Here is a 26,308-nt window from a genome sequence, read left to right on the forward strand (position 1 = left end):
GCGCAGGCTTGTTGGGACGAACGCCATCGCATCGGGCTGAGACGATTAAAGGACCTATGATAATCATTTGCAAAAAAAGACTAGCATTATACTCGGGTTTTGCTATACAATTAAAGTTGTTGACGAAACCGAATATGTTCCGGGGAGCTGGTTAGGCCGGCTGAGAGGGGATTATCAGTACAATTCCGACCCGTTAAACCTGATCTGGATAATGCCAGCGTAGGGACAGAAGCTCTGTTTAGAAAGCCGGCTGGTCGATTCGATCAAGCCTTTGCTGGTTCAAACAGCTGCAAGCCGATGATATGGCGTCCTCCGGATTAGGAGGACGTTTTTTTTTTATTGCCGCGTGAAATCGGCAGCTTGGCACCGGATATTACGAGGACTCGTCGCCTTATACAAATAGAAGCAGTGAGAGGGGAACAAACATCATGAATCCAAGAAAAGCAGGAAAAATGTCATGGAGGCTGACAGCCGCTATGCTCGTCTTCGTAATGGCGCTGGCAGGCTGCGGCGCTAACAACAACGCGCCGGCAGCGACTGAGCCGCCACAAGAGCAAGAGGGAACAGCGGATAAGCCGCTCGAGAAGGTGCAGGTCGTCCTGGACTGGACGCCGAACACCAATCATACCGGGCTTTATGTCGCTAGAGATAAAGGGTTCTTCAAGGAGCAGGGACTGGACGTGGAAATCGTTCAGCCGGGTCAAACCGGTGCCGATCAAATGGTCGCTTCCGGCAGCGCGCAGTTCGGCGTAAGCTATCAAGAATCGATTACGCTGGCGCGTATCTCAGGGGTTCCGATCGTGTCGATCGCAGCCGTGATCCAGCATAACACCTCGGGCTTTGCGTCGCCGCTTGCCAAGGGGATCGATTCGCCGGAGAAATTCGAAGGCAAAACGTACGGCGGCTGGGGAGCTCCCGTTGAAGAGGCGGTCATCCAATCGCTGATGCAGGAAAAAGGCGCAGACGTGGGCAAGGTTAACATGATCAGCATCGGCGACAGCGACTTTTTTACGGCGGTTAAGCGGGACATTGATTTTGCCTGGATCTATTATGCGTGGACAGGCGTAGAGGCAGAGCTTCGCGGCGAGAAGATCAACATGCTTTATTTGACGGATTACAGCGACAAGCTGGATTATTATACGCCGGTGCTTGCTACGAACGAGACGATGATCAAGGACAAGCCGGAGATCGTAAAAGCATTTACCGCTGCTGCGGCCAAAGGCTACCAATTCGCGATCGACAATCCGGACGATGCGGCGGAGGTCTTGATCAAAGCGGAGCCGGATTTGAACGCGGAGCTCGTGCGTGCCAGCCAAAATTGGCTGAGTCCGAAATACAAGGACGATGCGCCGCGCTGGGGCGAGCAGAAGCTGAGCGTTTGGGAGAATTACGCCGGCTGGATGTTTGAACATAAGCTTCTTGAGAAAGAGCTTGAGGCGGACAAGGCATTTACGAATGCGTTTTTGCCGGAATAACAGCTGGAAAAAGGCCGCTGTCTTTGACAACGATGAGAGAGAGGGAATATAAATGGCAAACGCATTAGTAAGCATTCAAATTTTACCGACAACGCCAGGCGGCGAAAGCGTCATCCCCTATGTGGACAAGGCAATCGAAATCATTAAGGCAGCGGGAGTGCCGTACCGCGTTGCGCCGCTCGAAACTACAATGGAAGGCGAGCTCAGCCATTTGCTTGGCGTGGTGCAGTCGATGAGCGAGGCGATGACGGAGATGGGCTGTCCATCGGTCATTTCGCAAATTAAAATTTATTATAATCCGGCAAACGGCGCTTCAATGGGCAGGCTGCTGGAGAAATATCCAGATGGGCAATAAGCGAAGCATTTGGACGCAAATCGGGCCGCCTACCGGACTGCTTATCGTACTGCTCTTTGGCTGGCAGGCCGCGGCATGGCTTGAATTATTTGACCAATGGATGATCCCGTCGCCGATTTCAATCGTACAAGAGGCGATTGAAATATGGCCGCGGCTAATGGAGCATACGGAAGCAACGGTGCAGCTTACGCTGCTCGGCTTTGCGGGAGGATCGGCGGTGGGCTTCGTGCTCGCCGCTTTGCTGCATTTAATTCCCGGCGTACGAACGGCGGTATATCCGCTGCTTGTCCTATCGCAAAATGTACCCATTATCGCGATTGCGCCTATTTTGACGATGCTCCTTGGCTTTGGACTGCTGCCAAAGGCATTGCTTGTCATCATGGTATGTTTCTTCCCGATTACAGTGGCCATGCTTAGCGGCCTCATGAATACCGATGCGCAGCTTCGCAACTATTTGCAAATGATCGGGGTTCGCAAGCTGGAGCTGTTTTGGCGGCTGGAGCTTCCGCATGCGATCGTCCATTTATTTTCCGGTCTACGGATTGCTGCCTCGTATAGCGTGCTAAGCGCGATTGTGGCTGAATGGCTTGGCACAAACAAGGGGCTGGGGGCATTTATGCTCATCTCGTCCAAGGGCTTTATGCCGGACCGGGTGTTTGCGGCCGTTTTTATTATCGTTGCCCTCAGCTTGACGCTGTTTGGCTTAGTAACATGGGCAGAGCGTCTCATCATTCGTTGGCGCCCGGAGAAAGAGGTGAGGTAGCGAATGAGCAGTACAGCAGGCAAACCATCGGCAACGCTGCAAGTAAAGGGTATTCGGAAGAAATATGGCAAGGGAGCGTCAAGCAAAGAGGTACTGGCCGGCTTGTCCTTTACGGTAGCGGACGGAGAATTTGTATCGATTATAGGACCGTCCGGCAGCGGGAAAACGACGTTATTCCAAGTCATCGGCGGCATGGAACAGCCGTCGGAAGGTGAGATTTGGATCAATGGGAAGCATACGACCGGCGAGCGCGGCCATATTTCGTATATGCCGCAGCAATCTTCGCTGCTTCCTTGGCAAACCGTTACCGGCAATATTGAACTGTCGCTGAAGATTTCGGGCGTCGACCGAAAGACGGCGAAGCTCAAATCAAAAGAGTGGCTGGAGCGAATCGGCCTGCAGGAATACGCGAATGCCTACCCGCATGTGCTGTCAGGCGGCATGCAGCAGCGCGTTTCCTTCCTGCGCGCGCTGCTTGCGCCGCAGCGGTTGATGCTGCTGGATGAGCCGTTTGGGGCGCTGGACGCTCTAACCCGGCTGCAAATGCAGCAGTGGCTTATGTCCATTTGGGAACAGAATCGCAGGTCGGTGGTGCTCGTTACGCACAGTATAGAGGAAGCTTTGTTCCTCTCTGACCGGATCCTTGTGCTATCAGCGTCTCCCGCGGAGGTACTGGAGGAGTTTCAGGTCCCTTTCGAGCGTCCGCGCCAGGAGGCTTTATGGACGGATCCGCAGTTTAACGCGCTGAAGCAGCGTATTCATGGGCTCCTTAAGGCCGGCGCAAGGGAAGGGAGAATATAGCGGATGAGAGATAGGGTAAAAGTGCAGCAACCAGGGCAGTCTAGTTTACCGGCTGACGCTTGCATAGACGCACATATCCATCTGGATCAGTATGCGGTGGAGGAACGGGCTGGAATGCTTGAGCGCGCCTTTGCTGAAGGGGTTGCAGGTGTGGTTGCGGTCTCGATGCATTTGGCATCGTCTAAGGCGAATCTGGAAATCGCCCAGCGTTACGCTGGACGCGTACATCCGGCCTATGGCTTTCATCCTGAGCAGCCGATACCTTCCGCCGCGGAAATCGATGAGCTGTTCGCATGGATTCGTAAAAGGCATGCCGAGGGCGAGCCGTTCGCGATTGGCGAGGTAGGACTCCCCTATTATACGCGGACAGAGGCGGAGGCCGCACGGGAAGGGGCGGCTTTTGACGAACAGCCTTATTTGGAGCTGCTTGAGCGCTTCGCCGCGCTGGCTGCGGAGCTGGATCGGCCGATCGTGCTGCATGCCGTGTATGAGGATGCGGAGAAAGCTTGCGATATTTTAGAGAAATACGGCGTTCGCAAAGCGCATTTCCATTGGTTCAAAGGCAGCGCGGATGTGATTAGCCGAATGGCTGCAAGCGGCTATATGGTGTCTGTGACGCCTGATGTCGCCTACGAGGAAGAAATCCAGCAGCTTGTAGAGCAGTATCCCATCAGGCAGCTAATGGTAGAAACAGATGGACCGTGGCCCTTCGAAGGGCCGTATGCAGGTTGCCGGACCCAGCCGCAAATGGCAGCGGATGCGGCGAAGCGCATCGCGCGCTTGAAGCAGCTGCCTGTATCGCAGGCCGCGGAGCTCTTGCTTGCGAATACCCGCCGTTTTTACGGTATGCAATAAAGATTGCCGAAAGCGCCAAGAGGCCGCTTCGTTTAGAGGAACACTCTGGCGGAGCGGTTTTTTTGATTGGACAGCCTCCATTCCAAGAAGGAAATTTTTGTATGGCAGCGAATCCTTAATACACAGCTGAAATAAAGGAAATGACGGAGGTCAACGACAAATGATAAACGATTTTTTTGCGGCAGCCAGCAAGGGAGATACGGCGCAGTTAAAGGAACTGCTAGAAGTGAACCCCTTATTATCCAATACGGAGAACGGCGACGGGCTGACCCCCTTAGGTTATGCGGCGCATTACGGTCATGCCGATGCCGTTAAGCTGCTGCTTGAGCACGGCGCCGACGTGAATGCTTTATCGCATTCCAAAGTAAGCTATATCCCATCCAATACAGCCTTGCATGCCGCTATCGCGGGAGAAAGGGATATGGATGTCATCCAAATGCTGCTCGCGCATGATGCGAAGCCGAATATCTTTGACAGCAACGGACATACGAGCTTGCATTCGGCGGCGTTCCATGACGATCATATTGAACTAATCGATCTGTTGATCGAATATGGGGCCGACATCCAGGCGAAGGCGGAGGGTGGAGTAACGGCACTAAGCTTGGCAAAGGAAAAAGGCAATTCCAAAGCAGCCGGCCGTTTAATCGAAAAAGGTGCCTTCGAATAACTGCGGCAAATTCAGGATTTGCAATCGAATGGTTAACTAATTCAGCGGCAGTCCCGGACTTTGTAATGCTGTCCGGGGCTGCTGCTGTATTTAATTTTCGGATCTAAACGAAGTAGCCTATAAGTGGATCGCGGTTATCGTTACCCTATTGTCCATTGCCAAATGCTGAGCTGCTGCATACAAAAGATAAGGACAACAGGTACGATCAAACGCGCTGCAGGAAGCGGCAGAAGGGAGTGGGACAATGGCACAGTTGTCCAGAAATCAATTTTTTGCGGTTCTGGCTCCTACCGTCATCAAGATTAGACGGGAAGGTTCGACGATGTTTCCATCCGTGCGATTAGCGCAAAATTTGCTTGAAACCGGCGGCGTTATTCACCCGTGGTACAATTTAGGCGGCATTAAGGTTGGCAGCGGGCAATCGAACGCCTATTGGCAGGGCGAGGCTGTCGTGAAGGGGACATGGGAGGTAGTCGACGGGCGAAGCGAAACGACCCGGGCGGCATTCCGCGCCTATAAGAGCGTCTATCATTTTTACAAAGATTTAGATTTATTGCTGGCGACCCCGCGGTATGAACGCGTTCGGAAGGCTTTAACGCCAGAGCGGCAAGCGGATATGCTCTTCGCGTGCGGCTATGCGACAGATCCCGCTTATCCTACAAAATTAAAATCGATCATTAGCCAATATGGCTTAAAACGCTATGATGCCGCAGGCAGCAAGCAGTTTCCGAAGCCGGAGAAACTGAAGGATGCCGAGCTTATTGTAGTTTTGTACCAAGGACAGTTTATTTCAGACGGCTATCTGCTTGGAGGAGTGACTTGGGTGCCGGCCAGGCTGTTCGGAGAAGCACTTGGGGGAGCAATCGATTGGACGGGAACGCAGGTAACCGTCAACGGCAGTGCGCTGGAGTCCATTTTGTCCGAAGCAACGGGGTATGTTCCGGTTCGAGCATTGGCAGCAGAGCTGGGGCTTACGGCGAATTGGGATCCCTTAGCCAGAGTCATTTTGCTGGAATAGGGTTAAAAGAAAACAGCTCATTGAGATATAAATAGCAGCTGCCACGGCTTCGCGCGGTTAAGTGGCATCGATCAAAAGCATCGGCCAGGTTTGCTTCCATTTTTTCGCGGCCATACGGGCATAGTAATGCTTCAGCTTCTCTTCCGAACTTGCGAAAAAAGGAGTAGGCCTTACCCGCATATGTATGACATCGTCGATTCCGCAGGGGGCGGTTAGCACGATTTCGTTATCCTTGCTCAGCTTAATCCCAAGCGCGGTAGCTGTTTCGGGAAACTTTGAGATCGCATCGACCGAAGAGGAATAGGGCAGCGCATGGTCAAGCAGGTGCATTCTTGCTTCATTTTTGACGGACCAGGGAATATCGGGGCGACAGATCCGCAATCGTGCTTCTAGCTTCTTTTCCTCGGCCTCGTCTAGAACACTGGCGTCATAATAGATGACGTCTACATCAGCCGTAACGGTCCTTTCGCCAAAGCCATGTTGCGTGTCCCAAATCTTGGAGCGGATAAAGCCAGCGCAGATCCACCAGTCAGGCAAATGCAAAGCTTGCGCTGCTTTTAAAACGCCCATCATCCAATCATCTTGGCTAACCAGCAAAATAATGTCTTCCTGTGTATGCAGCTTCAAAGAAAATCCTCCCATTTGTTGCAATAATCATTGCATGTTTGCAGAAAGAAACCGGCATTCGTCTGATCGAGTGCCGGTTTCTTTGCTGTGTTTAAACAGCAGGGTCATTTCCCTTTCCGGGAAGCGGCCCAGAAGGCGAGTATGATTAAGGGAATCAGAATATACCAGGGGATCGTAATGGTGCCTCCAACGATAAAAGCCAGCGCCATCACGATGATGACACCGAAAATAATGTATAAACAGCCTCTGCCGAATGTTTCCATACCCATCGCCTCCTAAAGCTTAGGCTTTGCAAGGCAAAGCCTTCTTCGCAAGCATCCACTTCCTGAAAGTATATTCGATTATAACGTTTTTATGGGTTGTATGGTTCCAAATAATAAGGAGGAAATTAAAAAAAGGAGAACTACAAGGTTTGCGGCAGCTTTAGGATTCCGGCATTAAAAAAAATGACCCGCATCGCTGCGGGCCTGTGTCCTAGATCTATAGATATCAACAGTGGGGTTGATGTCTCTAAGTATAAAAAACCAACCTTAACATCACCTTAAAAAACTTTGTCAGAATATTGAATTGATGAAATACAAAGAAGCTGGCGAAAGCTGCCTTAAAGATGTATTAGCCCCCTTGCTGCGGTTCGGTATAGATTTGACGGTGCCGAGAAATAATAATTCGGAACGAAAATCTAACACATAAGGGGACGAGTAAATGAAAAAGTTTTGGTCAGTGTTCTGTTTGGTTGTATGCTTGACTTTTGTGCTTGCGGTACCTGCTTTTGCTGATAATTCGAGAACGGGTACAATGGAGAATTACACGAACAGAGGAATGGGTACTGCGGTTCCGGATACCGGCATGCGCAATGATGTCGAAAGAGGAGTCGATAAGGCTGCTCGCGCTTTGGACGTAGATGATCGCTACGATATGAACGCGAACAATTACAGAACAACAGCAGCGGATACCGATAATGATATGGATTGGGGCTGGCTCGGTTTGCTCGGGCTGATCGGATTAGCCGGACTAAGAAACCGCCGTCATGAGCGCACGTAATTAATTTCTGGAAATGTAAAAACCCTGCCGATGCGGCAGGGTTTTTGTTTGGTCAATGCGGCTTCTCGGCTACATATCTTCCTTGCTCGGGTACCGCGATCTCTTTGAATTTCTGGGTTAACAGCTTCAGGTTGTCTTTCAGAAGCTCGCCGAACATCGGCTCCCCGTGCCCCGTAATCGCTAAATAAGGGTCAAGGGCAGCGAGTTTATTTACCGATTTCTCGGCCTTATCCCAATCGGTCGTGAAGTATTTTGGCGGACCGCTTATTTCCTGCTCTTGCGTCATGACTTTATAGAGCGATTCTTGCTTCACGGTTACAAAAGCATCACCGGCAATCAAAGTGCCGTCATCTTGTCGAAACAGGGAGATATGGCCAGGCGTATGGCCAGGCGTATGAATGTATTCCCAATCCGGCATCCCAGGAATGCTTCCATCCTTAGGCAATGGCCGCACATGGTCGTCAAGATTGATTCCGTCATGCGGAAAGTAGGGAGACATCTCCGAAATAAGACCGCCGTGTACGGAAGAATCAGCTGGCGGATAGTCGGACTTGCCAGTCAAATAAGGCAGCTCCAGCTTGTGTGCGTAAACGGGAACATTCCAATGTTCAATCAGCTCGATAATGGCGCCGACATGGTCAAAGTGCCCATGGGTCAAAATAATCGCTTTAGGCGGAAAATCGAAGCGCTCCTCCGCTGCTTTTATAATCTTTTTCGCGGATCTGGGCATGCCGGCATCAACCAAAACCCAGCCTCCATGTTCATCCTTCGGATCACCAATGAAACATACATTAACGATCTGGATGGGGAAGCAAAAGATATCAGGCCGATAAGCTAGTCCCTCTCCGCTTGCAAAGGTCGTAATTGGCATAAAAGTATGCTCAAACGAGCTCTCCAAGGTATAACGCCTCCTTTTTATTACATACCTCTATAAACTGTCCTAATGCCGTGTGGTTATTCTATTCGATGTAACGTTTTTATACCGGCTCTTTGAGGTTAAGAATGAGATAGTATAAATCCGTGCAAATTAAGGAGTATCTATGTCTAAAAGGAGATGACCAAAATGACAACAAACGGCATGCCCAAATTTCCAAAGTCTTATTGGACCGAATCATCGAGTCTGCATGCATCCTTTCCTGTGCTTGAGCAAAATACCGAAGCGGATGTAACGGTTGTAGGAGGCGGAATTTCCGGAATCACAACGGCTTATTTGCTTGTTCAAGAAGGCTTGAAAGTCGTACTTCTTGAAGCGGGCAGCCTTCTGGGGGGGACAACGGCACATACGACTGCCAAAATAACGTCGCAGCATGATTTGATCTATGACGAGCTTATTCGAAGCGAAGGAGAAGAAAAAGCGGCATTGTACTACGAAGCAAACAATGAAGCGCTGCATTTTATCAAGCAAACGATAGAAAAAAACAAAATAGAATGCGGGTTTTCGATACAAGACGCTTATGTTTATACAAATTCGAATGAATACATAAAAAAGCTTGAGAAGGAGATGTCTGCTTATTCGGCGCTTGGTATTTCGGGAGCTTATGCAGAACATATTCCCTTGAAAATCCCTGCAAAAGCTGCTGTGGTCATGCATGGTCAAGCCCAGTTTCATCCTCTGCAGTATTTAAATGCCCTTACCCAGAAGTTCATCGATGCGGGCGGAACCATCTACGAGAACACTACGGCAATCGATGTAGAGGAGGGACCTTTGCCGGAGGTCATTACAAGTAAAGGGCATCGGATAAAATGCAAGCATATTGTGTCATGCACACATTTTCCGTTTTATGACGGCCATGGCTTTTATTTCGCGAGAATGCATGCGGACCGCTCCTACGTGCTTGGCATTCATGTGGCGGATGAGCTTGCGGAAGGAATGTATTTGAGCGCCGAGGATCCCAAAAAATCTTTTCGTTATGCGGAAACGGCGGAGCATGGCAAGCTGCTGCTTGTCGGAGGCCAAAGCCATAAGACCGGTCAAGGCATATGCACGATAAATCATTATGAGGAATTGCAGAGATATGCCGAAGGGCATTTTCAAGTGAAAGAGATTGCCTACCGTTGGTCAGCCCAGGATTTGGTTACCGGAGACAAAATCCCTTATATCGGCCGCATTACTTCTTCCTCCCCTAATGTGTACATCGCTTCAGGCTATCGCAAATGGGGGATGACGAACGGGACGGCTGCTGCCCTGCTTATTAGAGATTTAATTACGGAGAAGGAAAATGCTTACGAAGATCTCTATGCGCCGTCACGCTCCATCACGCTTGGTACGATGAAGAGTCTTGTCGTAGAAAACGCGAATGTAGCGAAGCATCTCATAGCTGGCAAGCTAGAAATGGTGCACAAGCGTCCGGAGGATTTGGCCCCGGATGAAGGAAGCGTCGTTAAGCTTCACGGTAAACGCGCGGGAGCGTACAAAGACGAAGCGGGCAAGCTTTTTCTTGTTGATACCACATGTACGCATATGGGCTGCGAGGTCGAATGGAATAATGGAGACAGGACTTGGGATTGCCCATGCCACGGCTCCAGGTTTGCTATCAATGGCGATGTCATTGAAGGCCCAGCGGAGGAGCCGTTGAAGACTTTGCGGATGTAAATTTAATTTAAGCCCTGAAAGGAAACGGGAGCAGCAATCCATGAACAAAAAAGTCACCCCAAGCTCTAGAGAATGAGCATTAAGGTGACTTTTTTGTTTTGATAGAAACTAATTAAAAACGGTCACAGGAAAGCTAACCATTTAATGTTGTGCGTAGTTTGAATAAGGGGATACATGATTTTGATTAGACATATAGTTTGGCGCAAAAGAAGAAGATTGAGCCAACTGATTACATAAGCTGTTAATATGTTGAAGCTGCTGCATAGCCGTTTGGTGACCTTGCAAAGCAGTTTGAATCATTTGTGCGGCTTGTTGCTCGCGATGCGCAAGCTGCTCAAGCTGAATGGCATTTGCTTGCTCCTGCTGCAGCAATTGTTGATATTTTGCAGACGCCTGCTGTGTTTGCTGCATCAATTGATTTACTAGCTGTGAAATTTGTTGTGTTTGCGTGATTTGATTCAAGTTAACGCCTCCTAGTTGATTGGAATTACTCAACTATTATGTTTTAAAGGGGGGGATTCTATTCGGAAAAGGTTTACGGAATAGATATGAGTTAACTGCATGCAACGCCATCTTTATCTCGGTCTAATTTCTCGTTGTAGCCGGGATCCCCTTTGTGTAAGGGAGATGCACCCGCGTCTTTTGCGGCTTTGCAGTTGGCGTAATAAACCTTTTCTTCTTCTGCTGCCGTTTGTTCAGGTTCGCCGTCAATCACGAACATAACCCGCGTACCGTCCTTTAAATCTGTTAATTGATTTCCAATCCACGAGCCAGCGCCGCGATTATCCTTCGGTGATACGTAAGCGATATCTGCGCCTTCACCGCCTTCTTGGCACATTGCCATCGGCCATTCATCCCGATCAAAGCCTTTCTTTATCGGAATCCCGTTCAAAGAAGCTTCCCGATTAGATTCAGCTCCATTTCTGTCAATCGTGCATATGGCGGAAGCTCCGGCCTTTATCGCTGAAGCGATATGCGCCATCGTCTCCGGATAGCGGTCGGTCGGCAATAGGATGGTTTCATCATAATCCGTTTCCGAAATGGTAGTTTTTGAAGCAGTGGTTATTAATAAATCACCGCAACCTGCGAGGAGTAACGTCAAAATAAGCAGCGCGGCTAAATATGATTTCATGATGTATCTCCATTCCGAGTATTTGAAATCATCATACTATACTTTTGAAATCGCCGAAATGAGAAAAACGAAAAAGGCCCGCAAGAGGGGCCTTTTTCGGTATATCCAAATTTATATTAGTAGCCGAATACACCGCAGCTACAAGCGATAATGACCAACAATATGAAGAGGACCAGGATTGTACCCGTGTTTGTGAAAACACCGCCAACATGACCAGACATTGTTCATTGCACCTCCTTGTATGTTGAGTAAGCGAAATCGCTTATTTTAGTAACATTTACCTAAGCCGCCAAAAACTCCGCAGCTGCAAGCGATAATCACCAATAAGATGAAAAGGACCAGAATGGTACCGGTATTCGTAAATGCACCACCAACGTATCCGGACATTGTTCATTACACCTCCTTACGTCTTGTGTACATTGTAGATTATGTTGGAATGCAGGATTCTGATTGGGTGTTTGTTACCAAGGCAGCTTATCCGTGTCATCAGCCTAATCAGGCGGATATTGCCGTTTGCCGGTGAAGCAGAAACAAAACGAAACGAATAAAGAATTATGTAAGAGCACCTGAAGGATCAGGCACTCGTGATTTTCGCTCACTGCGGGTATGATTGAGAGTTTAAATTGTATATAAGCCATGTACTGGTTCACATTCCTAATCACAGGGTAGATATAGAGCAAGCATTACCATAACACATTCGAAACAAGGGAGATGGTCACTATGTTCAAGAAATTCAAACTCGTGTTCATGACTGTAATCATTGTATCGACACTGGGTTCTACTGCAGTATTTGCAACGGATACGAATGCGAATGCGGATGCAACAAACAATGCAGCAGCACAAACACAAATGATGAATAACGCAGACGACGATGATGGTGACGATGGCAATTGGGGCTGGCTGGGTCTATTGGGGTTAATCGGATTGGCTGGTTTGAAAAGTCGTGATCATGACCGTACTGATCATGTGAATCGCGTAAATAACAACCGATAAATGATCGAACGTCTAATATAAAGACTGCCGCTTGGCAGTCTTTTTTCATTTGACAGTTGCTATGCGGAAAATTCTCGCAAAAAAACCCCGCCATTAAGGGCGGGGTTATAAACAAAACTATGCATGGACAGCTTCAGGTCTTTTAATTTGCAGGGGTGGAGGAATGATCCAACCTTTTTCTTTGCTCATCTCGAGTATTTTAACGCCTAATGCCGTTTTGGTCATATGGTATTTAGCAAATAAAGCACCAATATCCTCTCGGATGGATTGACCCATAACTTGACTGCAAGCAATTAATCCCAAAGAGGCGTCAGATGCGATTTTAGCAGCAATCTCAGGATCGGTGAACCTTGCACCCGCCGGGATATCTTCGAGTTTAACTTGCGGTCTTTCAGGCAACATTGGCGAGGAAGCAATTCCGTTATCCGTAAGCAGTGTATCTAATTCTTTAATTTCAAGCTTAGCTTGATCAATGAGAGCTTCAAGAATTTTTTTAAGTTCCTTGTCACCGGAATGGTTTAGGTAGGCTTGGTAGCAGGATACAGCGCCTTTAGCTGCCGTAGATGCTGTCCAGACACTAAAGATTTCACCATAGTGCATCGGCTCGTCTTTTGGATTACCGCTTAAAATCCCCATTATTGAATGTTCTCCTTTTAGTCTCAATTTGACTGGTTTATTATATCCTTGAGCAATGAAAGAATGTACGGTCTAAGTTTGAAAGAGTTACCAACAGCTCGATAAAAAGGAAGCCTCTAACAATATTTGGGGCAAAAAAACGCAAAACAAACACCCCCATGTAAGAGGGGGGTGTTTGTTGATAAATCAAATGTTAAGCATGGTCACGATCACGTTCGCGCCCGCGGTTTCTCGCTCCTGCCAAACCGAGCAGACCCAGAAGACCAAGCCAACCCCAATCAATTCCATCATCGTCTGTCGCAGCAGTTGTTCTGTAATTGTTTGCGTTCACCGTTGTTCCGTTATTGGCACGATCTGCCGATGCAGGTATAGCTGTGTACATCATTAAACATGCGATGAAACTAACCATTAAAATTACTTTCTTCATAGTTACATGCTCCATTCGTGTTTAGAATTGAAATCGAGATTATTTTTAGTTATAAAGCTTAAATTTATACTCAAGCTAACCGCATAGGTATTTAAGACCATTAATATCCGAAAATAATCCTTTACGTGTGAGTGGTTTGCATCACTTGAAAAACCATCTGGCGATGTATGCGACCAAAGACAAAACAACGCTAATAACGATGCATGTGACTATAGGGAAATAAAACTTCACATTTCCTTTTTCGACTGCGATATCGCCAGGTAGACGCCCAATATTGATAAACCTTCCTAAGCCTGTCCAAATCAGTCCAATAACAATTAACGCGATACCGGCTAGGATAAGAAATTTGGGAATTGCATTCATTTTAGCTGGCTCCTTCTTGATACATTCATGACATTATTATGGGCAAAATTTCTTGAAAATAATGATGGAGGGAAAACGAACGAGCAGTTTATTGCAACAAATTTTTCGTGGATCCGTCTAATAATGAAGGGTTAGGTACGGGGAGGAGTAAAAACCTTGAAAAAATTAGTTATGGGATTAGCTTTTGCACTTATCTTATGTATGCTTAGTGGTTGCAATGCTCCGTCCGAAGCAGCAAAGGGGAATTATATTATATCTAAGGAAGACGAAAGAATCTTGGTAGCGAAGAATATTTCTCGGAAGGAATCTGAAAGTAATTTTTCTGCCCTCAAAAAGAATAACGTCGAATTAATCTATTATATTGTTGAAAATTCCCAACTTTATAATGAACTTAGAGTAGGCGAAAAAGTTAATGTAACGCCCAAAACAAATGAAAATGGAGCATATGTGGTGATGCAATCGGATCCCCCTCAAATTGTTGCTGGTAAGATAGAAAGAGTAGAGGATTAATGAGGTGAAATTATTCATAAATGGAATTAGAATAACTTTCATAACCTTTAATAACTAAAGTAAGTACATCTATATTCATGGTTTATGCCTTTTCATTGTTGTGACCATTGTGTTATATTTTGTTTTTGATATCGAACATATGTTTGTGTTAAAATAAAAGCAAATATTGGCATCGCATAATTGAAAATTATATCGGCCAAAAAGTGCTATCTATAATGACCGCAATCGCAATATTTTAATCGTGAAATCTTGATCAGATCCGTACGTTACTGAGCATGTGACAGCAATAAAAAGCTCCCATTAGGAATTGGAGGAATTTGATATGGCAAAGGCAAAAGGACCAAAGCGGCCAACTAGGGATGAGTTTGAGATGGAGGAACTGGGCGAGCGCCTGGTGGAGGCTCAACAGGAGGAATTGCAAATAAAGCTGATTGTTTGGAATTGGGATCAGCCGGTACTTGGAAGAATAACAAAGATGGACTCAAGAACGAAGTCAGTCCATATGGAGTATAAAGGAAATATAACGAAAGTACATTTTATGGATATCATGAAGATTCAGTCTATTGACGCATAAAAAACTGCAAATCCCTCTCTACCTTTTTTGGTGGGCAATTGGTGACAAACATATAGATTGTATTCAATGAAACCCATGAGAACCTTGTCATATTAAGGCTCTAAACAAAAAAAGGGCACCCCGCAAGGGGTGCCCTTTTCATGGGAGATGTGAAAATGCTGTTTTTTTTGCAACCTAGTCAAGTGGCAATCCCTTGTTTTATTGGGGATTTTCAAAAATGCTTGTGGAGGAATGAGGGGCGGTTTTAAATGGATTTGGAAATATGGTGCCAATCGATCTTGATTTGGGCAGCAAAGAATATAAAACTATCAGCTTTTCATCCAATCAACAACTAGAATAGCTTCATAATATATATTACAAATATTGTGGAGGTGTTTTTTTTGAAATCTTGTAAAAAACGTCTTGTTAAAAAACCAGTCAAAGCTTGCTGCCCCATTATCGTCAATAAGCAAATCATAGCAAACGGTAGCCGCGGTTCTGTTGGACCTCGCGGTTCTGTTGGACCTCGTGGTCCTGTTGGACCTAGTGGTTTGAGAGGTCTGAGAGGTTTGAGAGGTCTGAGAGGTCTGAGAGGATTGACGGGACAGCCTGGACTGCCTGGTGGATTATTAGGCTTTGCTGATTTTTATGCGTTGATGCCTGGTGATAATGCAGACACAGTTGGTGCGGGTACGCCCGTAGATTTTCCGCAAGATGGACCAACTAGTGGCACTTCTATCACCCGTTTGAGCGACAATACTTTTAACTTGGCTGAAATTGGCGTTTATCAGGTCTTGTTTCAGGTGAGTGTGAGCGAAGCGGGCCAACTGATTTTAGCTCTCGGTGCCACAGAACTAGCTTATACGAGGGTCGGGAGAGCCGTAGGCGCTACTCAGATAGTGGGAATGGCTCTTGTGCAAACGTCAGCAATCAATCAAATACTCTCAGTACGAAATCCTACTGGCAATACTCCGGCTCTAACCATCACACCTTCAGCAGGGCAGGCGGGTGGAGGAGCAGCAGCGGCTGTTTCAGCACACCTTGTTATCACGCAAATCGCATAGAGGGAAATAGAATGGCATACCCGAGTCAATATCCATGCAGTGCCTGTCGCAGTTCGTTTTCTCAACTCATCTATACGGATTGATTGCAAAAGGCGCGGCTATCACCAATTAGCCGTGCCTTTCGGGTGCAAAAAAACCTGCTGGATGATCTGTATGACGGAAATTTTAACGAAGAAAAAAAGCCGCTAAGTGAACCTTGAATCTGTGCTGCGTCACGGGTTCGGAAGCAGATTGACGTAGCTATAGTGCTTCAGGGTTGTGCTGAGTTAAAGTGGTGCCTAATTGGTGCCCAAAATGATGAAATTGCATTTGATGGAAAGAAGAGATGTTCGAAGAACCCTTGCCACATAAGGCTTTAAACAAAAAATAGGGCACCCCTCGCGGGGTGCCCTATTCATGGGAGAGGAGAGTCCATTTTTTAAGAAAAGACCGTAATCCCGCTGTGTTACTGGATTTTTTCTGATCATTTGCGCGTCCCGAATAGCCGATACTTGGCGATATTTGCGAATTTTGGCGTCAAATGGGCGACAAAATAAAATTATAAAGGATGGAAAAATGGACGTTGAGGGGGGAGCTGATGAGATCTCAAAAAAATGCGCCTCTAGAGCGGTTCACTAAGCCGCTTTAGAGGAGCAGAAATAAAGGTTATGTACGTATGGTACACAATTAGTGCGCACAGTGCCAGTTAGAAAATATTAAGGTAGATTAGAATATATTCATCGGTTTCACCCCCCTTTATTTTTCCGGAGGCACGAAGACTGCGTGGCTTTCAACAGTAAGATCTCTAAAGATCACACAATCCGTATGGAACGATTGGAATATATGATTTTGTTACTTTTGAAAAGCAGAATGATTTGATGTACAAAGAACGGGAACGTAGCTGGAAAGCTGATAAAGAGCAGGTTATTGGCGAACATTTAGACTGGATGAACACTTTAGCCGTTCGAGAAAAACAAAGGTTTGATCGTGAAATTCAAAAAATCATTGATCGTACTTACGATGTAACAAATATGTTTGAGCGTGACAAAATGAATATCTGATACAACTCAAACTAATCATCTAACGATATTTCTAATCTGAATTAGCTCGTTTATAAAATGATCAAGTTGAATTTTAGTTGATTCTACACGAGGGGCATGACGACTATTGTTTTGAGTATAGTAGTCCTTTTCTAAAGATTCTAAAGCAAGCCCGGCTGCTAGTGCGCCTATCCCGTCACCTAACGCGGCAATTGATGCGCCGATAAATGCCAGCTTGGCAATTTCAATATCTCGTAAGTCTTTATTGTTCTCCATAAGCCGTACCCTCCCGAATCATATATTTCAATATATGTACATTTACCCAATTCGGTGAGAGCGTTGTTGATTAAGTAAGTGGAGTTTGCCTGGACGAGTTGGAGATCTTTGATTCATTTTTAATTTGGGCGACAAACGGGCGACAGTCTAATCAATGATTATGAAGAGAAACCTGAAATCCCTTGCTACATAAGGCATTAAACAAAAAAATCGGGCACCCCTTGCGGGGTGCCCTTTTCATGGGAGAGGAGAAACCGGACGAAGAGCTTATGGGGAAACGTAAGTCTTCTCCGCGGTTGTCTACGACATCTTGCGACGCCGATAAAATTATTTTGTCCTTTTATATGGTAAATATACACGTTTGAGATAATAAATTTCATGTTGTCCGAAAAAGTGCTGCTGGCTCTCCATTTTTAAGCGGGTCTCCGCTTTATTATGAAAGGGATTCTATGGTACGATAGGCGGGAATGAGATAGAAGGGGGCAATTGCAGTGAGAGTCATTGCGGGCGAGGCCAAAGGCCGCACGCTTAAGGCTGTGCCTGGCATGAATACGAGACCGACAACGGACAAGGTGAAAGAAGCTATTTTCAGCATGATTGGTCCTTATTTCGATGGCGGAATGGCGCTGGACCTGTTCGCAGGCACAGGCGGTTTAGGTATTGAGGCTTGGAGCAGGGGCGTAGAGCGTACTGTTTTTATTGATCGCGAGAAAATTAGCATCGACATCATCCGTCATAATGTGCAGACGGCGAATATGGGAAGCGCTGCCGAAATTTATAGGAATGATGCGGAGCGCGCATTGAAAGCGCTAGCGAAGCGGGGACAAAAGTTCCGGCTTGTTTTTCTTGACCCTCCGTACAAAATGATTACGATGGACAGTTTAATGACGCAGCTTGTAGAGAATGAACTGTTGGAACAGGATGCCGTTATTGTCGTCGAACATGATGCATCTCACCGTTATCCGGAGCAGCTGGAGCATTTTGAACAACTAAAGCATGCAAAATACGGGGATACCGCGGTTACAATCTATCAATATATCAGCTTAGAAAGTCACGATGGAAACGAGGCCGATGTTCATGAATAAAAAAGAGCGCGTAGCGGTATATCCCGGCACCTTTGATCCCGTCACCTACGGTCATTTGGATATTATTCGCAGATCCGCCAAGCAATTTGACCGGTTGATTGTAGCCGTTTTAAATAATTCAAGCAAAAATCCGCTGTTCAGCGTCGACGAACGGAAGGCGCTTCTTACTGAAGTGACGAGTGATATTCCGAATGTGGAAATTGACAGCTTCCGGGATTTGCTCGTCCGTTTCATGAAATCGCGGCATGCAAATGTCATTATCAGGGGAATCCGATCGGTAACTGATTTCGAATACGAGCTGCAGCTGGCTTCAACAAACCATCTGCTCGATGCGGAAATCGATACCATGTTTATGATGACGAATCCGAAATATTCCTATTTAAGCTCCAGCATCGTAAAAGAGATCGCACAGTTCCACGGTGCCGTGCATGAGTTGGTGCCGCCTGTCGTTGAGCAGCAATTACGCGAGAAATATAAAGCTAAGAGTTTATCATAAAGCCGGAATTTGTATTTCTAATTTCAACTTTATATTGATTTATTAGCTTTGCGAAATGGCAGCAGGATCATTGAAACAAAAAGTGCGAGAAGCGCAAGAACGAAAGCAGCCGGAAGCGAGAACTGCCATAACGCGGGAAGCTCGCCGGCTTTAATGATTACTGCGACCGCATGACCTGGCAAGAAGGATTCGGCAGGGACAAAGACTGGCAGATCCCCTGGCGCCAGAATAGAACGCAAAAACGCTGTGGCTGGTTTCCAAAGAAGCAGCATAAACAGCAGGGCATGCAGGGAATGGACGACGCGCCATGCGATGAATGGAAGCAGCTTGAGGTCGGTGCCCGTGATGGAATAGCCAGCTTGTAAAATACCGCTAAGTCCGCTCCACGCCAGAACGGCGGCGATGGCAGCGGCATTGCCGAGCGTGCCGGCTCCCGGTGCGTCCCAGACGGCGGCTGAATAAGCCCCCAAATGGCCTTCAAAAAAAGCTTGACTGATAAATCCAAGTCCGGTTTTAGCCAGGAGAGGAGAGAAAAGCGGTTCTGATAATTTGGCAAGCACCGCAGCGAAGATCATAAAGCCGCCAATCATCATCAGCTTCTGAACGCTGGCAGTAACAGCATCGCCAAGCGCTTTGCCGAAGCTTCGGCCATCCTGCTCTCTGCCGAGGCGAAGCGCCTCTGCCGCGCGCTGCAAAATGTTACCGCTCTCTGAGGCTTCTCGTTCATCCGTCTGGCTATTCTCCGTCTCGATTTTGGGCCGAATCAAGGTCATGAGGATCATCACCCATAGGGCAGAAAACCACACGGATGCCGCAATAAGAACACCGGTAATCGGCTTGTGCAGGAAGCCTGCTCCGATGACTACTAGCATAAATAAGGGGTTTGGCATATGGGCAAGGGCAAGCAGCCGCTGGCCCTGTTGTTTTGTAACGAGGTTTTTTTTGCGCAGGGACGCAGCGGCCTCAGCCCCTGCAGGATAACCGCCCATCCACCCTAGCACGATAGCGAGCGACGCTTCCCCAGGCAGCTTGAACAACCGGTGCATGAGGGGCTGCAGCAAGGAGCCAATGGCGTGGATGAGGCCAAATGAGGCGATGAGCTCGAATAAAACCAGAAACGGCAGCAAGCCGGGAAAAACAATGTTCCACCACACGGTGAGTCCTTGCAGGGACGACTGGAAGGCAGCATCCGGCTGAAGGATGATGGCAACGACGAGCAGAATGGACAGGAACGCTAACATAACCGTTTTAGCCAATGCTATACAACTCCTTTATATTATTGGGAAAATGAGGCAATGTTCACGTCGATTGGCAGGCGAATGTCATGAAGGCATGGACAATCGTATACGTTAATTAGTACGCTTGTTTGTCCTGGTATAGACCTAATGCCGGACGTTGTTCGGCAGGACATCAAGACGGACGGAGATATCAAAACAAAGTGAAGAGATCGCTGGACCGGGAGAGTGGCGGATGCAAAAGCAACGGTCAGATTTGCGGAGAATAGCTATAGTCGCTGCGGCGACCGCGGTTTTTATGTGGGTACTGCTATATGCCCCAACGCCCTATGTGGTTTACGAGCCTGGCATTGCAGTCCCGGTAAAGCCAATGTTAACGGTAGAAGCGGGTGATGAGCTCGGTGAAGGCGATTTCATGCTTACGGCAGTGAAGCTGACGGAACCGAATTTACTGCACGCGATTTCGGCTATGATGAATTCGAATAAAGAGGTGCATCCCAAACGAACCGTGCTAAGGGGATATACGCAGGAGCAATATGCCCAAAGACAGCGCGTAATCATGCAGGGTTCGCAAAATAATGCGATTGAAGCAGCTTACCGGAGTGCTGGTTTGTCCTATGAGAGCAAGGCGTTAGGCATTGTTGTCGCCGACGTTTCCGCTCAAGCGGCGGCTGGCTCGGCAGCCTTTCATACAGGTGATTTACTGCTCGGGATCCAAGGTGAAAAGCCATCAAAAAGCATCCAAGAATTGCTTGAATCGCTGCAAAGGATGAGCGGCAATAAAACCTTTTCATTTGAAACGGAAAGAAACGGCCAGCGAATGCAAGTTGTCCTGCCGGCGGACCGTTTTGTATCCGTAAATTCGAACGAACAGCTGATGGATGCGCTTGGCATAAGGAGCATAACGGAGATATATGGGTTGGAGCCGGCGAATCGCAACAACCGGATAACGATAACGGCTGGTGATATCGGAGGTCCCTCGGCAGGCCTGGTTTTTGCTCTACAAGCTCTGGACCTGCTGACGGAGGGCGATTTATCGGGCGGCAGCCGCATAGCGGCCACGGGTACGATTACGGTAGATGGCAAGGTTGGAGCGATCGGCGGCATTAAGCAGAAGATTGTCGTTGCCAGTGAAGCGGGCGCACAGTTATTCTTGGTACCTGCTGACAATTTTGAGGAAGCCGAGGCGAAAGCGCAAGCGCTTGGCGCCTCGATTAAAGTGGTGAGCGTAAGCTCGCTGGAGGAAGCTTTGGAGCAAATAGAAATGTTCCACGCGGGAACGGATTAAAAGCGGCAGCACCGCTTCTCTGCTTACTTTGAAGCAGATTCAATAACGACCGGTCTTTCCGTGAAATCACGAAACATGGATTTGACGGCGGCTTTGCCTGGAATTCCAAGCATATATACGCTGCTGGCCTGCGTGTCGAGCTCCAAGAATCGGAACGGTTTTGGCGGCCTTGCGGCGCTGTGAAGCACGGGCAGCATGGCTGAATCTCGCATCCGCCGCAATAAAAGCTTGCCTTTTTCAGTGAAACCGAGCACTCTTATATATTCAACGCCCGAAGCGAGCTTGTCTGCGGTGAATTCTTCTTTGCGGTGTCCGAGCAGGATAGCGAGAAGCGACCGCTGCAGCTTGGTTCGCGTATAGCGCTTGGTTTTCAATGCTTCGAGCAGTTCGTCGAAGCTCCCGGAAGAAAGGCCCGGCAGGGCATTGCGAATACGGTGCTCCAAGCCCTCGTTAATCTCGTGGAATTCCGATAGTTCGTTTGGCGAGCGGGTTACGATCGCATGCAGCAATGCGTGTGTGAAGGGCTCCCAGCTGATCGGGCAGCGCCCGGACGTCCATGCCTCCTGAAGGATACGCAGCGTAGTCTCAGGCACGTAAGCGCGCGCGTCTTCCAGCGAGCGATGCTCGAGCAGCAGCTTTCGAATGGCAGTGGCACTTGCAATCTGACTGTCAGTCGGCGTTTCTTGGTTGTATTGAGCTTTTTCGCGTGTAATGGTGTAAGGCTCCATTTTGCCATGCAGCCGTTTCAGGGCAAGCAAATAATGAAGCCCTAGCGTGTGGTTCGGCAGGGAAAATGGGAAATTTGCGGCAGAGGCATGTCCCTGATCCGCTAAATAGGCGGTTATGGCGCTGCTGTAAGCGCTCGGGTAACTAATCCCCGTTTGCAGCAGCTGTTTTAATAAAACTTTGAATGCTGGAGGCTCATGTGCTACGATATCAGCAGCTAGGAGCAGCGGTTCAAGCTCGCCGTTCTCCGTACCGAAGCAGAAGCTGTCAACGACGCCTGTGGCCTCGAGCAAAGAGACAGCCCCGTAGGCAAACCATTCCGCTGCTTGCGTGGCATAGGCAACGGGCAGTTCGATAACGAGATCGCAGCCGCCTTCAAGCGCCATTCGCGTTCGGGACCATTTGTCGAGCAGGGCGGGCTCGCCGCGCTGCAGAAAGTTGCCGCTCATTACGGCAACGACTGCATCTGCCTGCGTTATTTTGCGCGATTGTTGTAAATGATACAAATGTCCGTTATGAAAAGGATTGTATTCGACAATAAGTCCGACTGTACGCATACACTTGATCCTCTCTCTGTTAAATGTTGGTGGTTTAACTATAGCATAGAGAAGAAGCTCAATCACGGCCTGCTTAAAGCATTAAGGAAAAACAGTGTGAAAATGTTGACAAAACAGTAGTCTGATAGATATAATAATCTTTGTTTGTTTGGGGTGATCTGATGCAGTTTCATATTCAAGAAACAATGTCCAAAGGGTTGAAAACGACAATCGACGAAGAGTTGGATGTCAGTGACCTTTTTAAAGGACGCCAAGATGTTTATCGTACGGGACCTCTTCATGTAGCGCTTCAGGTAACTGGGCACGAAGGCTTTATTGAAGTTGATGGCAAGCTTGCCATTGACCTCGAACTCGCCTGCTCGCGTTGCCTAGAACCGGTGAAGGATCACACGGTTATTCGATTCTCGGAAGTATTCAAGCGGGCAACGTCTAACGAAGAACGCGAAGAGGGTATGGAAGAGGAAGAGAGTGACTTCATTGAAGTAGATGCGGAAAGACTGGACCTGAGGCCTTATGTGGAAGAAGCGCTTCAGCTGTTCATGCCTTTTGCACCGCTTTGCAGCAATGATTGTAAGGGTCTCTGTCAAACTTGCGGACAGAACTTAAATGAGCGCACATGCAGCTGTTCAACGGAGAAAGTCGATGTCCGTTTTGCGGCGCTAAAGGATTTATTTAAGGAATAAGCGTAGTGCCGATTGATTTTTTGAAGGAGGTGTTAAATATGGCAGTACCTCAGCGTAGAACATCCAAGACTCGCCGTGATAAACGTCGTACGCATTTCAAACTTGCAGTACCGGGCATGGTGAAATGTGAGCAATGCGGCGAGCTGAAATTGGCTCACCACGTATGCAAAGTTTGTGGATATTACAAAACAAAAGAGATCATTTCCCAATAGTGAATTGATGTCAGAGGTAGCACTTCATCATTTGATGGAGTGCTATTTTTTTCTAAGTGACAGCATTGTTCACCTAGTGAAAGGGAATGTTCGCTATCGTTACTTTTTATGCCGCATTGCGCTCGGGCGCATTTTTTTATATACTTAATTAGTACCAGGTGATAATATCAAGCAACATACATATACTAATCGTGCTTCTTGTTTCGGGGTTTCGGGGCGCGGTTAATTAGTTCTTAATCGTATTATATGGTAAAGGTGGTGCCGAACATCGAACGAATGCCCAAACGGCAGCGGCATCAGCAGCTTGCCCGATATATTGATGAAAATCCTTTTATAAACGATCGGGAGCTCACGCGACTGCTCAAAGTAAGCATCCAGACGATTCGCCTTGACCGGATGGAACTTGGAATACCTGAACTGAGAGAACGCCTGAAGCTGATGGCCGAACGCTCTTACGACTCCGTACGGTCGTTGCCATTGCATGAAGTAATCGGCGACATTGTCGATTTGGAATTGGATAAGAGCGGGATCTCGGTATTTGAAATTCGGGAAGAACATGTTTTCTCAAGGACCGGCATTGCACGCGGCCATCATGTATTTGCTCAAGCAAATTCACTAGCCGTTGCTATTATAGATGACGAAATTGCCCTTACTGTAACCGCTGATATTAGGTTCATACGACCCGTTAAGCTTGGAGAAAAGTGCATCGCCAAGGCTTACGTCCGCTCCATATCGGGAGAACGAAGCAAAGCAAAGGTAGAGCTCTTCACTTATGTGGGCGATGAAATGGTGTTCCAAGGTAACTTTGTAATTTATCGGTCCGCGGGAGACACAGATACAGAAGGAGGAGACGAACGTGCGGATCGCTATTGATGCTATGGGCGGGGATAATGCTCCCGGTTTAATTGTACAAGGTGCGCTGGACGCCGCGGCGGAATGGCCGGACACAGAGCTGCTGCTCGTAGGTGAAACGTCTGTTATTGAATCGTTAATGAATGGGAAGAAACCGGCTAACGTTACTATTTGTCATGCCGATGAGGTTATCGGCCCCGATGATGAGCCGGTAAAGGCGGTGCGCCGCAAGAAAGGGGCATCCATGGTTGTTGCCGGACAGCTCGTTCGCGAGAAGCAAGCAGACGCGATGCTCTCGGCAGGCAATACCGGCGCCTTGATGGCTACGGGATTGCTTGTAGTCGGGAGAATGGACGGCATAGAGAGGCCGGCGCTTGCGCCAATGATGCCTACAATGGATGATGTCGGTATTCTGACGCTTGATTTGGGAGCGAACATGGATGCCAAACCGGAGCATTTGCTGCAATATGCAATTATGGGCAGTATCTACCGCGCTAAGGTTCATGGCCTTGATAATCCGAGAGTCGGGCTTCTAAATGTCGGCACCGAAGCGATGAAGGGCAACGAGATGGCTAAAGCCGCTTATGTGTTGCTGGAGCAGGCGCCTGTCCATTTTATCGGAAACGTGGAAGCAAGGGATGTCCTTAACCGCAATTGCGATGTACTCGTTTGCGACGGCTTTGCCGGCAATATTATGCTGAAGGCGATGGAAGGCGCGGCGGGAACGATTTTCACGTCGCTGAAAGAAGCTTTTAGCCAATCGTTACTGACGAAGCTGGCTGCTGCGGTTTTGCTGCCTAAGTTAAGGCCTTTGAAGAAAAGAATGGACTATAAGGAGCATGGCGGTGCCCCGCTTCTTGGGTTAAACGGGCTAGTAGTGAAATGCCACGGTTCTTCGGATGCGCTAGCCGTGAAAAATGCGGTTAGGCAAGCGAGAAGCGCGATTCAAGGCCAACTGATTGAAACAATAGCAGCAGAAATAAACGGGAAGTGAGTGTGCGAAATGGGTTTACATCCTGTAGGAATAATCGGAACGGGCAAATACGTTCCTGAACGTATTTTAACGAACAAAGAGCTGGAAGCTATGGTGGAAACGAATGACGAGTGGATCGTAACGCGCACAGGCATTAAAGAACGCCGCCTAGCGGCCGTTGAGGAAGCGACGTCCGACCTTGCCCTTCATGCATCGCGAGAAGCGATTGCTGCGGCAGGCCTAACAGCAGAAGATATCGATCTAATTATCGTGGCCACGATAACGCCCGATATGTTTTTTCCATCGACGGCATGCCTGCTTCAGGATAAGCTGGGCGCGAAGAAAGCTGCGGCATTTGACTTGTCTGCCGCGTGCTCTGGTTTTATTTACGGGCTCGCAACAGGTTCGAGCATGATTGCTAGCGGTTTGTACAAAAACGTACTCGTTGTAGGCGCTGAAACACTGTCGCGGATTACCGATTACACAGACCGCAATACATGCATCTTGTTCGGAGACGGCGCCGGTGCCGTCGTTCTGGGGGAAGTCGAAGAGGGCCGCGGATTCCAGTCGTTTGAGCTTGGCGCAGACGGCAGCGGAGGCGAGCTGCTCAAAGTACATGGGGGTGGCTCGCGGGTACCAGCCTCAGAAGAGAGCATCCAAAACAGACAGCACTATATTCACATGGCAGGCAATGATGTATTCAAATTCGCAGTAAGAATTATGGGCAGCGTAGCTGAAGAAGCTTTGCTAAAAGCGGGCATAGCGAAAGAAGAAGTTGATCTTCTCGTGCCGCATCAAGCCAATATCCGTATTATCCAATCCGCTTTGAACAGGCTGAACCTGTCAGAAGAGAAAGCCATGGTCAATCTTGATAAATACGGCAATATGTCTTCGGCTTCGATTCCGGTCGCTCTTGCGGAAGCAGTCGAGCAGGGCCGCGTGAAGGAAGGCGACCGCATAGTGCTTGTAGGCTTCGGCGGCGGCTTGACATGGGGAGCTTCCGTTCTTGTGTGGTAATAAACGTTGAGGAGGA

General features: G+C 48.0%; 34 protein-coding genes, 1 pseudogene and 1 riboswitch. Of the genes and pseudogenes, 22 read left to right on the forward strand and 13 right to left on the reverse strand.

The features are described 5' to 3' along the window. Positions 1 to 130 precede the first annotated feature (130 nt). A riboswitch (TPP riboswitch) is annotated at positions 131 to 245 on the forward strand. 183 nt (positions 246 to 428) lie between these two features. The 7 genes from ACN6MW_RS27880 to ACN6MW_RS27910 all read left to right on the forward strand — a co-directional run bounded on the left by ACN6MW_RS27880 (position 429) and on the right by ACN6MW_RS27910 (position 5,934). Then, positions 429 to 1,475 carry an ABC transporter substrate-binding protein gene (locus tag ACN6MW_RS27880; protein ID WP_419873045.1) on the forward strand — a complete coding sequence of 349 codons (1,047 nt, stop codon included), beginning with the start codon at positions 429 to 431 and terminating at the stop codon, positions 1,473 to 1,475. A gap of 52 nt (positions 1,476 to 1,527) precedes the next feature. Next, positions 1,528 to 1,830: a thiamine-binding protein gene (locus tag ACN6MW_RS27885; protein ID WP_308994609.1), complete on the forward strand. Its 303-nt coding sequence runs from the start codon at positions 1,528 to 1,530 to the stop codon at positions 1,828 to 1,830. Then, complete coding sequence (locus tag ACN6MW_RS27890) at positions 1,820 to 2,593, forward strand: ABC transporter permease (RefSeq protein ID WP_419873046.1); 774 nt, start codon at positions 1,820 to 1,822, stop codon at positions 2,591 to 2,593. The genes ACN6MW_RS27885 and ACN6MW_RS27890 overlap by 11 nt, the downstream gene beginning before the upstream one ends. Before the next feature lie 3 nt (positions 2,594 to 2,596). Next, positions 2,597 to 3,394 (forward strand): ABC transporter ATP-binding protein, encoded by a 798-nt coding sequence (locus tag ACN6MW_RS27895; RefSeq protein ID WP_419873047.1) that lies wholly within the window; start codon positions 2,597 to 2,599, stop codon positions 3,392 to 3,394. 3 nt (positions 3,395 to 3,397) lie between these two features. After that, complete coding sequence (locus ACN6MW_RS27900) at positions 3,398 to 4,249, forward strand: TatD family hydrolase (protein ID WP_419873048.1); 852 nt, start codon at positions 3,398 to 3,400, stop codon at positions 4,247 to 4,249. 160 nt (positions 4,250 to 4,409) lie between these two features. Next, a complete protein-coding gene (locus ACN6MW_RS27905; RefSeq protein WP_419873049.1) occupies positions 4,410 to 4,916 on the forward strand; it encodes an ankyrin repeat domain-containing protein in 507 nt (168 codons plus the stop codon). A 244-nt stretch (positions 4,917 to 5,160) separates the two neighbouring features. Then, positions 5,161 to 5,934, forward strand: a complete 774-nt coding sequence (locus ACN6MW_RS27910; protein ID WP_419873050.1) for a glucosaminidase domain-containing protein — start codon at positions 5,161 to 5,163, stop codon at positions 5,932 to 5,934. A 57-nt stretch (positions 5,935 to 5,991) separates the two neighbouring features. On the opposite strand, the gene ACN6MW_RS27915 is transcribed toward ACN6MW_RS27910, so the two are convergent. Together ACN6MW_RS27915 and ACN6MW_RS27920 are read right to left on the reverse strand one after the other, a co-directional pair. Further along, positions 5,992 to 6,561 carry a nucleotidyltransferase family protein gene (locus tag ACN6MW_RS27915; protein ID WP_419873051.1) on the reverse strand — a complete coding sequence of 190 codons (570 nt, stop codon included), beginning with the start codon at positions 6,559 to 6,561 and terminating at the stop codon, positions 5,992 to 5,994. A 104-nt stretch (positions 6,562 to 6,665) separates the two neighbouring features. Further along, the gene (locus tag ACN6MW_RS27920) at positions 6,666 to 6,824 is read right to left on the reverse strand and encodes a hypothetical protein (protein ID WP_364140716.1); all 159 of its coding nucleotides are present in this window, start codon (positions 6,822 to 6,824) and stop codon (positions 6,666 to 6,668) included. 439 nt (positions 6,825 to 7,263) lie between these two features. On the opposite strand from ACN6MW_RS27920, the gene ACN6MW_RS27925 reads away from it, so the two are divergent. Further along, positions 7,264 to 7,602 carry a WGxxGxxG family protein gene (locus ACN6MW_RS27925; RefSeq protein WP_419873052.1) on the forward strand — a complete coding sequence of 113 codons (339 nt, stop codon included), beginning with the start codon at positions 7,264 to 7,266 and terminating at the stop codon, positions 7,600 to 7,602. A 52-nt stretch (positions 7,603 to 7,654) separates the two neighbouring features. Here the strand turns inward: ACN6MW_RS27925 and ACN6MW_RS27930 are convergent, their stop codons facing one another. Next, complete coding sequence (locus ACN6MW_RS27930) at positions 7,655 to 8,473, reverse strand: MBL fold metallo-hydrolase (protein WP_419876467.1); 819 nt, start codon at positions 8,471 to 8,473, stop codon at positions 7,655 to 7,657. A 192-nt stretch (positions 8,474 to 8,665) separates the two neighbouring features. On the opposite strand from ACN6MW_RS27930, the gene ACN6MW_RS27935 reads away from it, so the two are divergent. Then, positions 8,666 to 10,195, forward strand: coding sequence for an FAD-dependent oxidoreductase (locus ACN6MW_RS27935; RefSeq protein ID WP_419873053.1), 1,530 nt, complete (start codon positions 8,666 to 8,668; stop codon positions 10,193 to 10,195). A 141-nt stretch (positions 10,196 to 10,336) separates the two neighbouring features. On the opposite strand, the gene ACN6MW_RS27940 is transcribed toward ACN6MW_RS27935, so the two are convergent. The 4 genes and pseudogenes from ACN6MW_RS27940 to ACN6MW_RS27955 form a co-directional block, all read right to left on the reverse strand. Further along, positions 10,337 to 10,657, reverse strand: coding sequence for a hypothetical protein (locus ACN6MW_RS27940; protein WP_419873054.1), 321 nt, complete (start codon positions 10,655 to 10,657; stop codon positions 10,337 to 10,339). A gap of 91 nt (positions 10,658 to 10,748) precedes the next feature. Beyond that, the gene (locus tag ACN6MW_RS27945) at positions 10,749 to 10,916 is read right to left on the reverse strand and encodes an excalibur calcium-binding domain-containing protein (protein WP_419876468.1); all 168 of its coding nucleotides are present in this window, start codon (positions 10,914 to 10,916) and stop codon (positions 10,749 to 10,751) included. Beyond that, a pseudogene (locus tag ACN6MW_RS27950) lies at positions 10,902 to 11,327 on the reverse strand (NucA/NucB deoxyribonuclease domain-containing protein); the annotation flags it as partial. The pseudogene ACN6MW_RS27950 and the gene ACN6MW_RS27945, both read right to left, overlap by 15 nt. 267 nt (positions 11,328 to 11,594) lie before the next feature. After that, the gene (locus ACN6MW_RS27955; protein ID WP_419873055.1) at positions 11,595 to 11,714 is read right to left on the reverse strand and encodes a YjcZ family sporulation protein; all 120 of its coding nucleotides are present in this window, start codon (positions 11,712 to 11,714) and stop codon (positions 11,595 to 11,597) included. A gap of 333 nt (positions 11,715 to 12,047) precedes the next feature. Between ACN6MW_RS27955 and ACN6MW_RS27960 the strand changes: the two genes are divergently transcribed. After that, positions 12,048 to 12,320 carry a WGxxGxxG family protein gene (locus ACN6MW_RS27960; protein WP_419873056.1) on the forward strand — a complete coding sequence of 91 codons (273 nt, stop codon included), beginning with the start codon at positions 12,048 to 12,050 and terminating at the stop codon, positions 12,318 to 12,320. Between the two features lie 117 nt (positions 12,321 to 12,437). Here the strand turns inward: ACN6MW_RS27960 and ACN6MW_RS27965 are convergent, their stop codons facing one another. The 3 genes from ACN6MW_RS27965 to ACN6MW_RS27975 all read right to left on the reverse strand — a co-directional run bounded on the left by ACN6MW_RS27965 (position 12,438) and on the right by ACN6MW_RS27975 (position 13,746). Then, positions 12,438 to 12,956 (reverse strand): DUF3231 family protein, encoded by a 519-nt coding sequence (locus ACN6MW_RS27965; RefSeq protein ID WP_419873057.1) that lies wholly within the window; start codon positions 12,954 to 12,956, stop codon positions 12,438 to 12,440. A 193-nt stretch (positions 12,957 to 13,149) separates the two neighbouring features. After that, positions 13,150 to 13,383 (reverse strand): WGxxGxxG family protein, encoded by a 234-nt coding sequence (locus tag ACN6MW_RS27970; RefSeq protein WP_364140703.1) that lies wholly within the window; start codon positions 13,381 to 13,383, stop codon positions 13,150 to 13,152. 141 nt (positions 13,384 to 13,524) lie between these two features. Continuing rightward, a complete protein-coding gene (locus ACN6MW_RS27975; RefSeq protein WP_419873058.1) occupies positions 13,525 to 13,746 on the reverse strand; it encodes a DUF2905 domain-containing protein in 222 nt (73 codons plus the stop codon). A 156-nt stretch (positions 13,747 to 13,902) separates the two neighbouring features. Here ACN6MW_RS27975 and ACN6MW_RS27980 point away from each other — a divergent pair, with 156 nt between their 5' ends. From ACN6MW_RS27980 to ACN6MW_RS27995, 4 genes are all read left to right on the forward strand, one after another. After that, positions 13,903 to 14,256, forward strand: coding sequence for a DUF3221 domain-containing protein (locus ACN6MW_RS27980; RefSeq protein ID WP_419873059.1), 354 nt, complete (start codon positions 13,903 to 13,905; stop codon positions 14,254 to 14,256). Positions 14,257 to 14,578: 322 nt separating this feature from the next. After that, complete coding sequence (locus tag ACN6MW_RS27985) at positions 14,579 to 14,830, forward strand: YolD-like family protein (RefSeq protein WP_419873060.1); 252 nt, start codon at positions 14,579 to 14,581, stop codon at positions 14,828 to 14,830. Between the two features lie 380 nt (positions 14,831 to 15,210). After that, positions 15,211 to 15,873: a collagen-like protein gene (locus tag ACN6MW_RS27990; protein ID WP_419873061.1), complete on the forward strand. Its 663-nt coding sequence runs from the start codon at positions 15,211 to 15,213 to the stop codon at positions 15,871 to 15,873. Between the two features lie 857 nt (positions 15,874 to 16,730). Next, a complete protein-coding gene (locus tag ACN6MW_RS27995) occupies positions 16,731 to 16,913 on the forward strand; it encodes a hypothetical protein (RefSeq protein ID WP_419873062.1) in 183 nt (60 codons plus the stop codon). A 15-nt stretch (positions 16,914 to 16,928) separates the two neighbouring features. Here ACN6MW_RS27995 and ACN6MW_RS28000 read toward each other — a convergent pair whose 3' ends face one another. Further along, entirely contained in the window at positions 16,929 to 17,168 is a 240-nt protein-coding gene (locus ACN6MW_RS28000) for a translation initiation factor 2 (RefSeq protein WP_419873063.1), read from the reverse strand. Between the two features lie 491 nt (positions 17,169 to 17,659). Here ACN6MW_RS28000 and rsmD point away from each other — a divergent pair, with 491 nt between their 5' ends. Together rsmD and coaD are read left to right on the forward strand one after the other, a co-directional pair. Beyond that, the gene (gene rsmD, locus ACN6MW_RS28005) at positions 17,660 to 18,253 is read left to right on the forward strand and encodes a 16S rRNA (guanine(966)-N(2))-methyltransferase RsmD (RefSeq protein WP_419873064.1); all 594 of its coding nucleotides are present in this window, start codon (positions 17,660 to 17,662) and stop codon (positions 18,251 to 18,253) included. Beyond that, entirely contained in the window at positions 18,240 to 18,749 is a 510-nt protein-coding gene (gene coaD / locus ACN6MW_RS28010; RefSeq protein WP_419873065.1) for a pantetheine-phosphate adenylyltransferase, read from the forward strand. The genes rsmD and coaD overlap by 14 nt, the downstream gene beginning before the upstream one ends. 29 nt (positions 18,750 to 18,778) lie before the next feature. On the opposite strand, the gene ACN6MW_RS28015 is transcribed toward coaD, so the two are convergent. Beyond that, complete coding sequence (locus ACN6MW_RS28015; RefSeq protein WP_419873066.1) at positions 18,779 to 20,005, reverse strand: nucleoside recognition domain-containing protein; 1,227 nt, start codon at positions 20,003 to 20,005, stop codon at positions 18,779 to 18,781. Between the two features lie 214 nt (positions 20,006 to 20,219). On the opposite strand from ACN6MW_RS28015, the gene ACN6MW_RS28020 reads away from it, so the two are divergent. Beyond that, positions 20,220 to 21,272 carry a S16 family serine protease gene (locus ACN6MW_RS28020; protein WP_419873067.1) on the forward strand — a complete coding sequence of 351 codons (1,053 nt, stop codon included), beginning with the start codon at positions 20,220 to 20,222 and terminating at the stop codon, positions 21,270 to 21,272. 23 nt (positions 21,273 to 21,295) lie between these two features. Here the strand turns inward: ACN6MW_RS28020 and ACN6MW_RS28025 are convergent, their stop codons facing one another. Further along, complete coding sequence (locus tag ACN6MW_RS28025; protein ID WP_419873068.1) at positions 21,296 to 22,555, reverse strand: nucleotidyltransferase; 1,260 nt, start codon at positions 22,553 to 22,555, stop codon at positions 21,296 to 21,298. A gap of 161 nt (positions 22,556 to 22,716) precedes the next feature. On the opposite strand from ACN6MW_RS28025, the gene ACN6MW_RS28030 reads away from it, so the two are divergent. The 5 genes from ACN6MW_RS28030 to ACN6MW_RS28050 all read left to right on the forward strand — a co-directional run bounded on the left by ACN6MW_RS28030 (position 22,717) and on the right by ACN6MW_RS28050 (position 26,292). Next, on the forward strand, positions 22,717 to 23,238 hold the full coding sequence (locus ACN6MW_RS28030; RefSeq protein ID WP_364140677.1) for a YceD family protein: 522 nt from the start codon (positions 22,717 to 22,719) through the stop codon (positions 23,236 to 23,238). Between the two features lie 38 nt (positions 23,239 to 23,276). Next, a complete protein-coding gene (rpmF, locus tag ACN6MW_RS28035; protein ID WP_006036546.1) occupies positions 23,277 to 23,450 on the forward strand; it encodes a 50S ribosomal protein L32 in 174 nt (57 codons plus the stop codon). A 276-nt stretch (positions 23,451 to 23,726) separates the two neighbouring features. Next, positions 23,727 to 24,323 (forward strand): transcription factor FapR, encoded by a 597-nt coding sequence (gene fapR / locus ACN6MW_RS28040; RefSeq protein ID WP_364144420.1) that lies wholly within the window; start codon positions 23,727 to 23,729, stop codon positions 24,321 to 24,323. After that, complete coding sequence (gene plsX / locus ACN6MW_RS28045; RefSeq protein ID WP_419873069.1) at positions 24,307 to 25,296, forward strand: phosphate acyltransferase PlsX; 990 nt, start codon at positions 24,307 to 24,309, stop codon at positions 25,294 to 25,296. Before fapR ends, plsX begins: the two co-directional genes overlap by 17 nt. A 9-nt stretch (positions 25,297 to 25,305) precedes the next feature. Continuing rightward, the gene (locus ACN6MW_RS28050; RefSeq protein WP_419873070.1) at positions 25,306 to 26,292 is read left to right on the forward strand and encodes a beta-ketoacyl-ACP synthase III; all 987 of its coding nucleotides are present in this window, start codon (positions 25,306 to 25,308) and stop codon (positions 26,290 to 26,292) included. The last annotated feature ends 16 nt before the right edge of the window (positions 26,293 to 26,308 follow it).

The sequence above is a fragment of the Pristimantibacillus sp. PTI5 genome (assembly GCF_048572955.1).
GTDB lineage: Bacteria > Bacillota > Bacilli > Paenibacillales > Paenibacillaceae > Pristimantibacillus.

Coding starts and splice junctions, on each gene's coding strand:
- coaD (WP_419873065.1), top strand. CDS start 18,240: ATGTTCATGAATAAAAAAGAGCGCGTAGCGGTATATCCCGGCACCTTT.
- ACN6MW_RS27935 (WP_419873053.1), top strand. CDS start 8,666: ATGACAACAAACGGCATGCCCAAATTTCCAAAGTCTTATTGGACCGAA.
- ACN6MW_RS28000 (WP_419873063.1), bottom strand. CDS start 17,168: ATGGAGAACAATAAAGACTTACGAGATATTGAAATTGCCAAGCTGGCA.
- ACN6MW_RS27995 (WP_419873062.1), top strand. CDS start 16,731: ATGTACAAAGAACGGGAACGTAGCTGGAAAGCTGATAAAGAGCAGGTT.
- ACN6MW_RS28050 (WP_419873070.1), top strand. CDS start 25,306: ATGGGTTTACATCCTGTAGGAATAATCGGAACGGGCAAATACGTTCCT.
- rpmF (WP_006036546.1), top strand. CDS start 23,277: ATGGCAGTACCTCAGCGTAGAACATCCAAGACTCGCCGTGATAAACGT.
- ACN6MW_RS27920 (WP_364140716.1), bottom strand. CDS start 6,824: ATGGAAACATTCGGCAGAGGCTGTTTATACATTATTTTCGGTGTCATC.
- ACN6MW_RS28030 (WP_364140677.1), top strand. CDS start 22,717: ATGCAGTTTCATATTCAAGAAACAATGTCCAAAGGGTTGAAAACGACA.
- fapR (WP_364144420.1), top strand. CDS start 23,727: ATGCCCAAACGGCAGCGGCATCAGCAGCTTGCCCGATATATTGATGAA.
- ACN6MW_RS27945 (WP_419876468.1), bottom strand. CDS start 10,916: ATGTTCGTGATTGACGGCGAACCTGAACAAACGGCAGCAGAAGAAGAA.
- ACN6MW_RS28020 (WP_419873067.1), top strand. CDS start 20,220: ATGCAAAAGCAACGGTCAGATTTGCGGAGAATAGCTATAGTCGCTGCG.
- ACN6MW_RS27885 (WP_308994609.1), top strand. CDS start 1,528: ATGGCAAACGCATTAGTAAGCATTCAAATTTTACCGACAACGCCAGGC.
- ACN6MW_RS27975 (WP_419873058.1), bottom strand. CDS start 13,746: ATGAATGCAATTCCCAAATTTCTTATCCTAGCCGGTATCGCGTTAATT.
- ACN6MW_RS27905 (WP_419873049.1), top strand. CDS start 4,410: ATGATAAACGATTTTTTTGCGGCAGCCAGCAAGGGAGATACGGCGCAG.
- ACN6MW_RS27925 (WP_419873052.1), top strand. CDS start 7,264: ATGAAAAAGTTTTGGTCAGTGTTCTGTTTGGTTGTATGCTTGACTTTT.
- ACN6MW_RS28025 (WP_419873068.1), bottom strand. CDS start 22,555: ATGCGTACAGTCGGACTTATTGTCGAATACAATCCTTTTCATAACGGA.
- ACN6MW_RS27895 (WP_419873047.1), top strand. CDS start 2,597: ATGAGCAGTACAGCAGGCAAACCATCGGCAACGCTGCAAGTAAAGGGT.
- ACN6MW_RS27890 (WP_419873046.1), top strand. CDS start 1,820: ATGGGCAATAAGCGAAGCATTTGGACGCAAATCGGGCCGCCTACCGGA.
- ACN6MW_RS27900 (WP_419873048.1), top strand. CDS start 3,398: ATGAGAGATAGGGTAAAAGTGCAGCAACCAGGGCAGTCTAGTTTACCG.
- ACN6MW_RS27955 (WP_419873055.1), bottom strand. CDS start 11,714: ATGTCCGGATACGTTGGTGGTGCATTTACGAATACCGGTACCATTCTG.
- ACN6MW_RS27960 (WP_419873056.1), top strand. CDS start 12,048: ATGTTCAAGAAATTCAAACTCGTGTTCATGACTGTAATCATTGTATCG.
- ACN6MW_RS27880 (WP_419873045.1), top strand. CDS start 429: ATGAATCCAAGAAAAGCAGGAAAAATGTCATGGAGGCTGACAGCCGCT.
- ACN6MW_RS27965 (WP_419873057.1), bottom strand. CDS start 12,956: ATGGGGATTTTAAGCGGTAATCCAAAAGACGAGCCGATGCACTATGGT.
- ACN6MW_RS27970 (WP_364140703.1), bottom strand. CDS start 13,383: ATGAAGAAAGTAATTTTAATGGTTAGTTTCATCGCATGTTTAATGATG.
- ACN6MW_RS27930 (WP_419876467.1), bottom strand. CDS start 8,473: ATGCCAATTACGACCTTTGCAAGCGGAGAGGGACTAGCTTATCGGCCT.
- ACN6MW_RS27985 (WP_419873060.1), top strand. CDS start 14,579: ATGGCAAAGGCAAAAGGACCAAAGCGGCCAACTAGGGATGAGTTTGAG.
- ACN6MW_RS27910 (WP_419873050.1), top strand. CDS start 5,161: ATGGCACAGTTGTCCAGAAATCAATTTTTTGCGGTTCTGGCTCCTACC.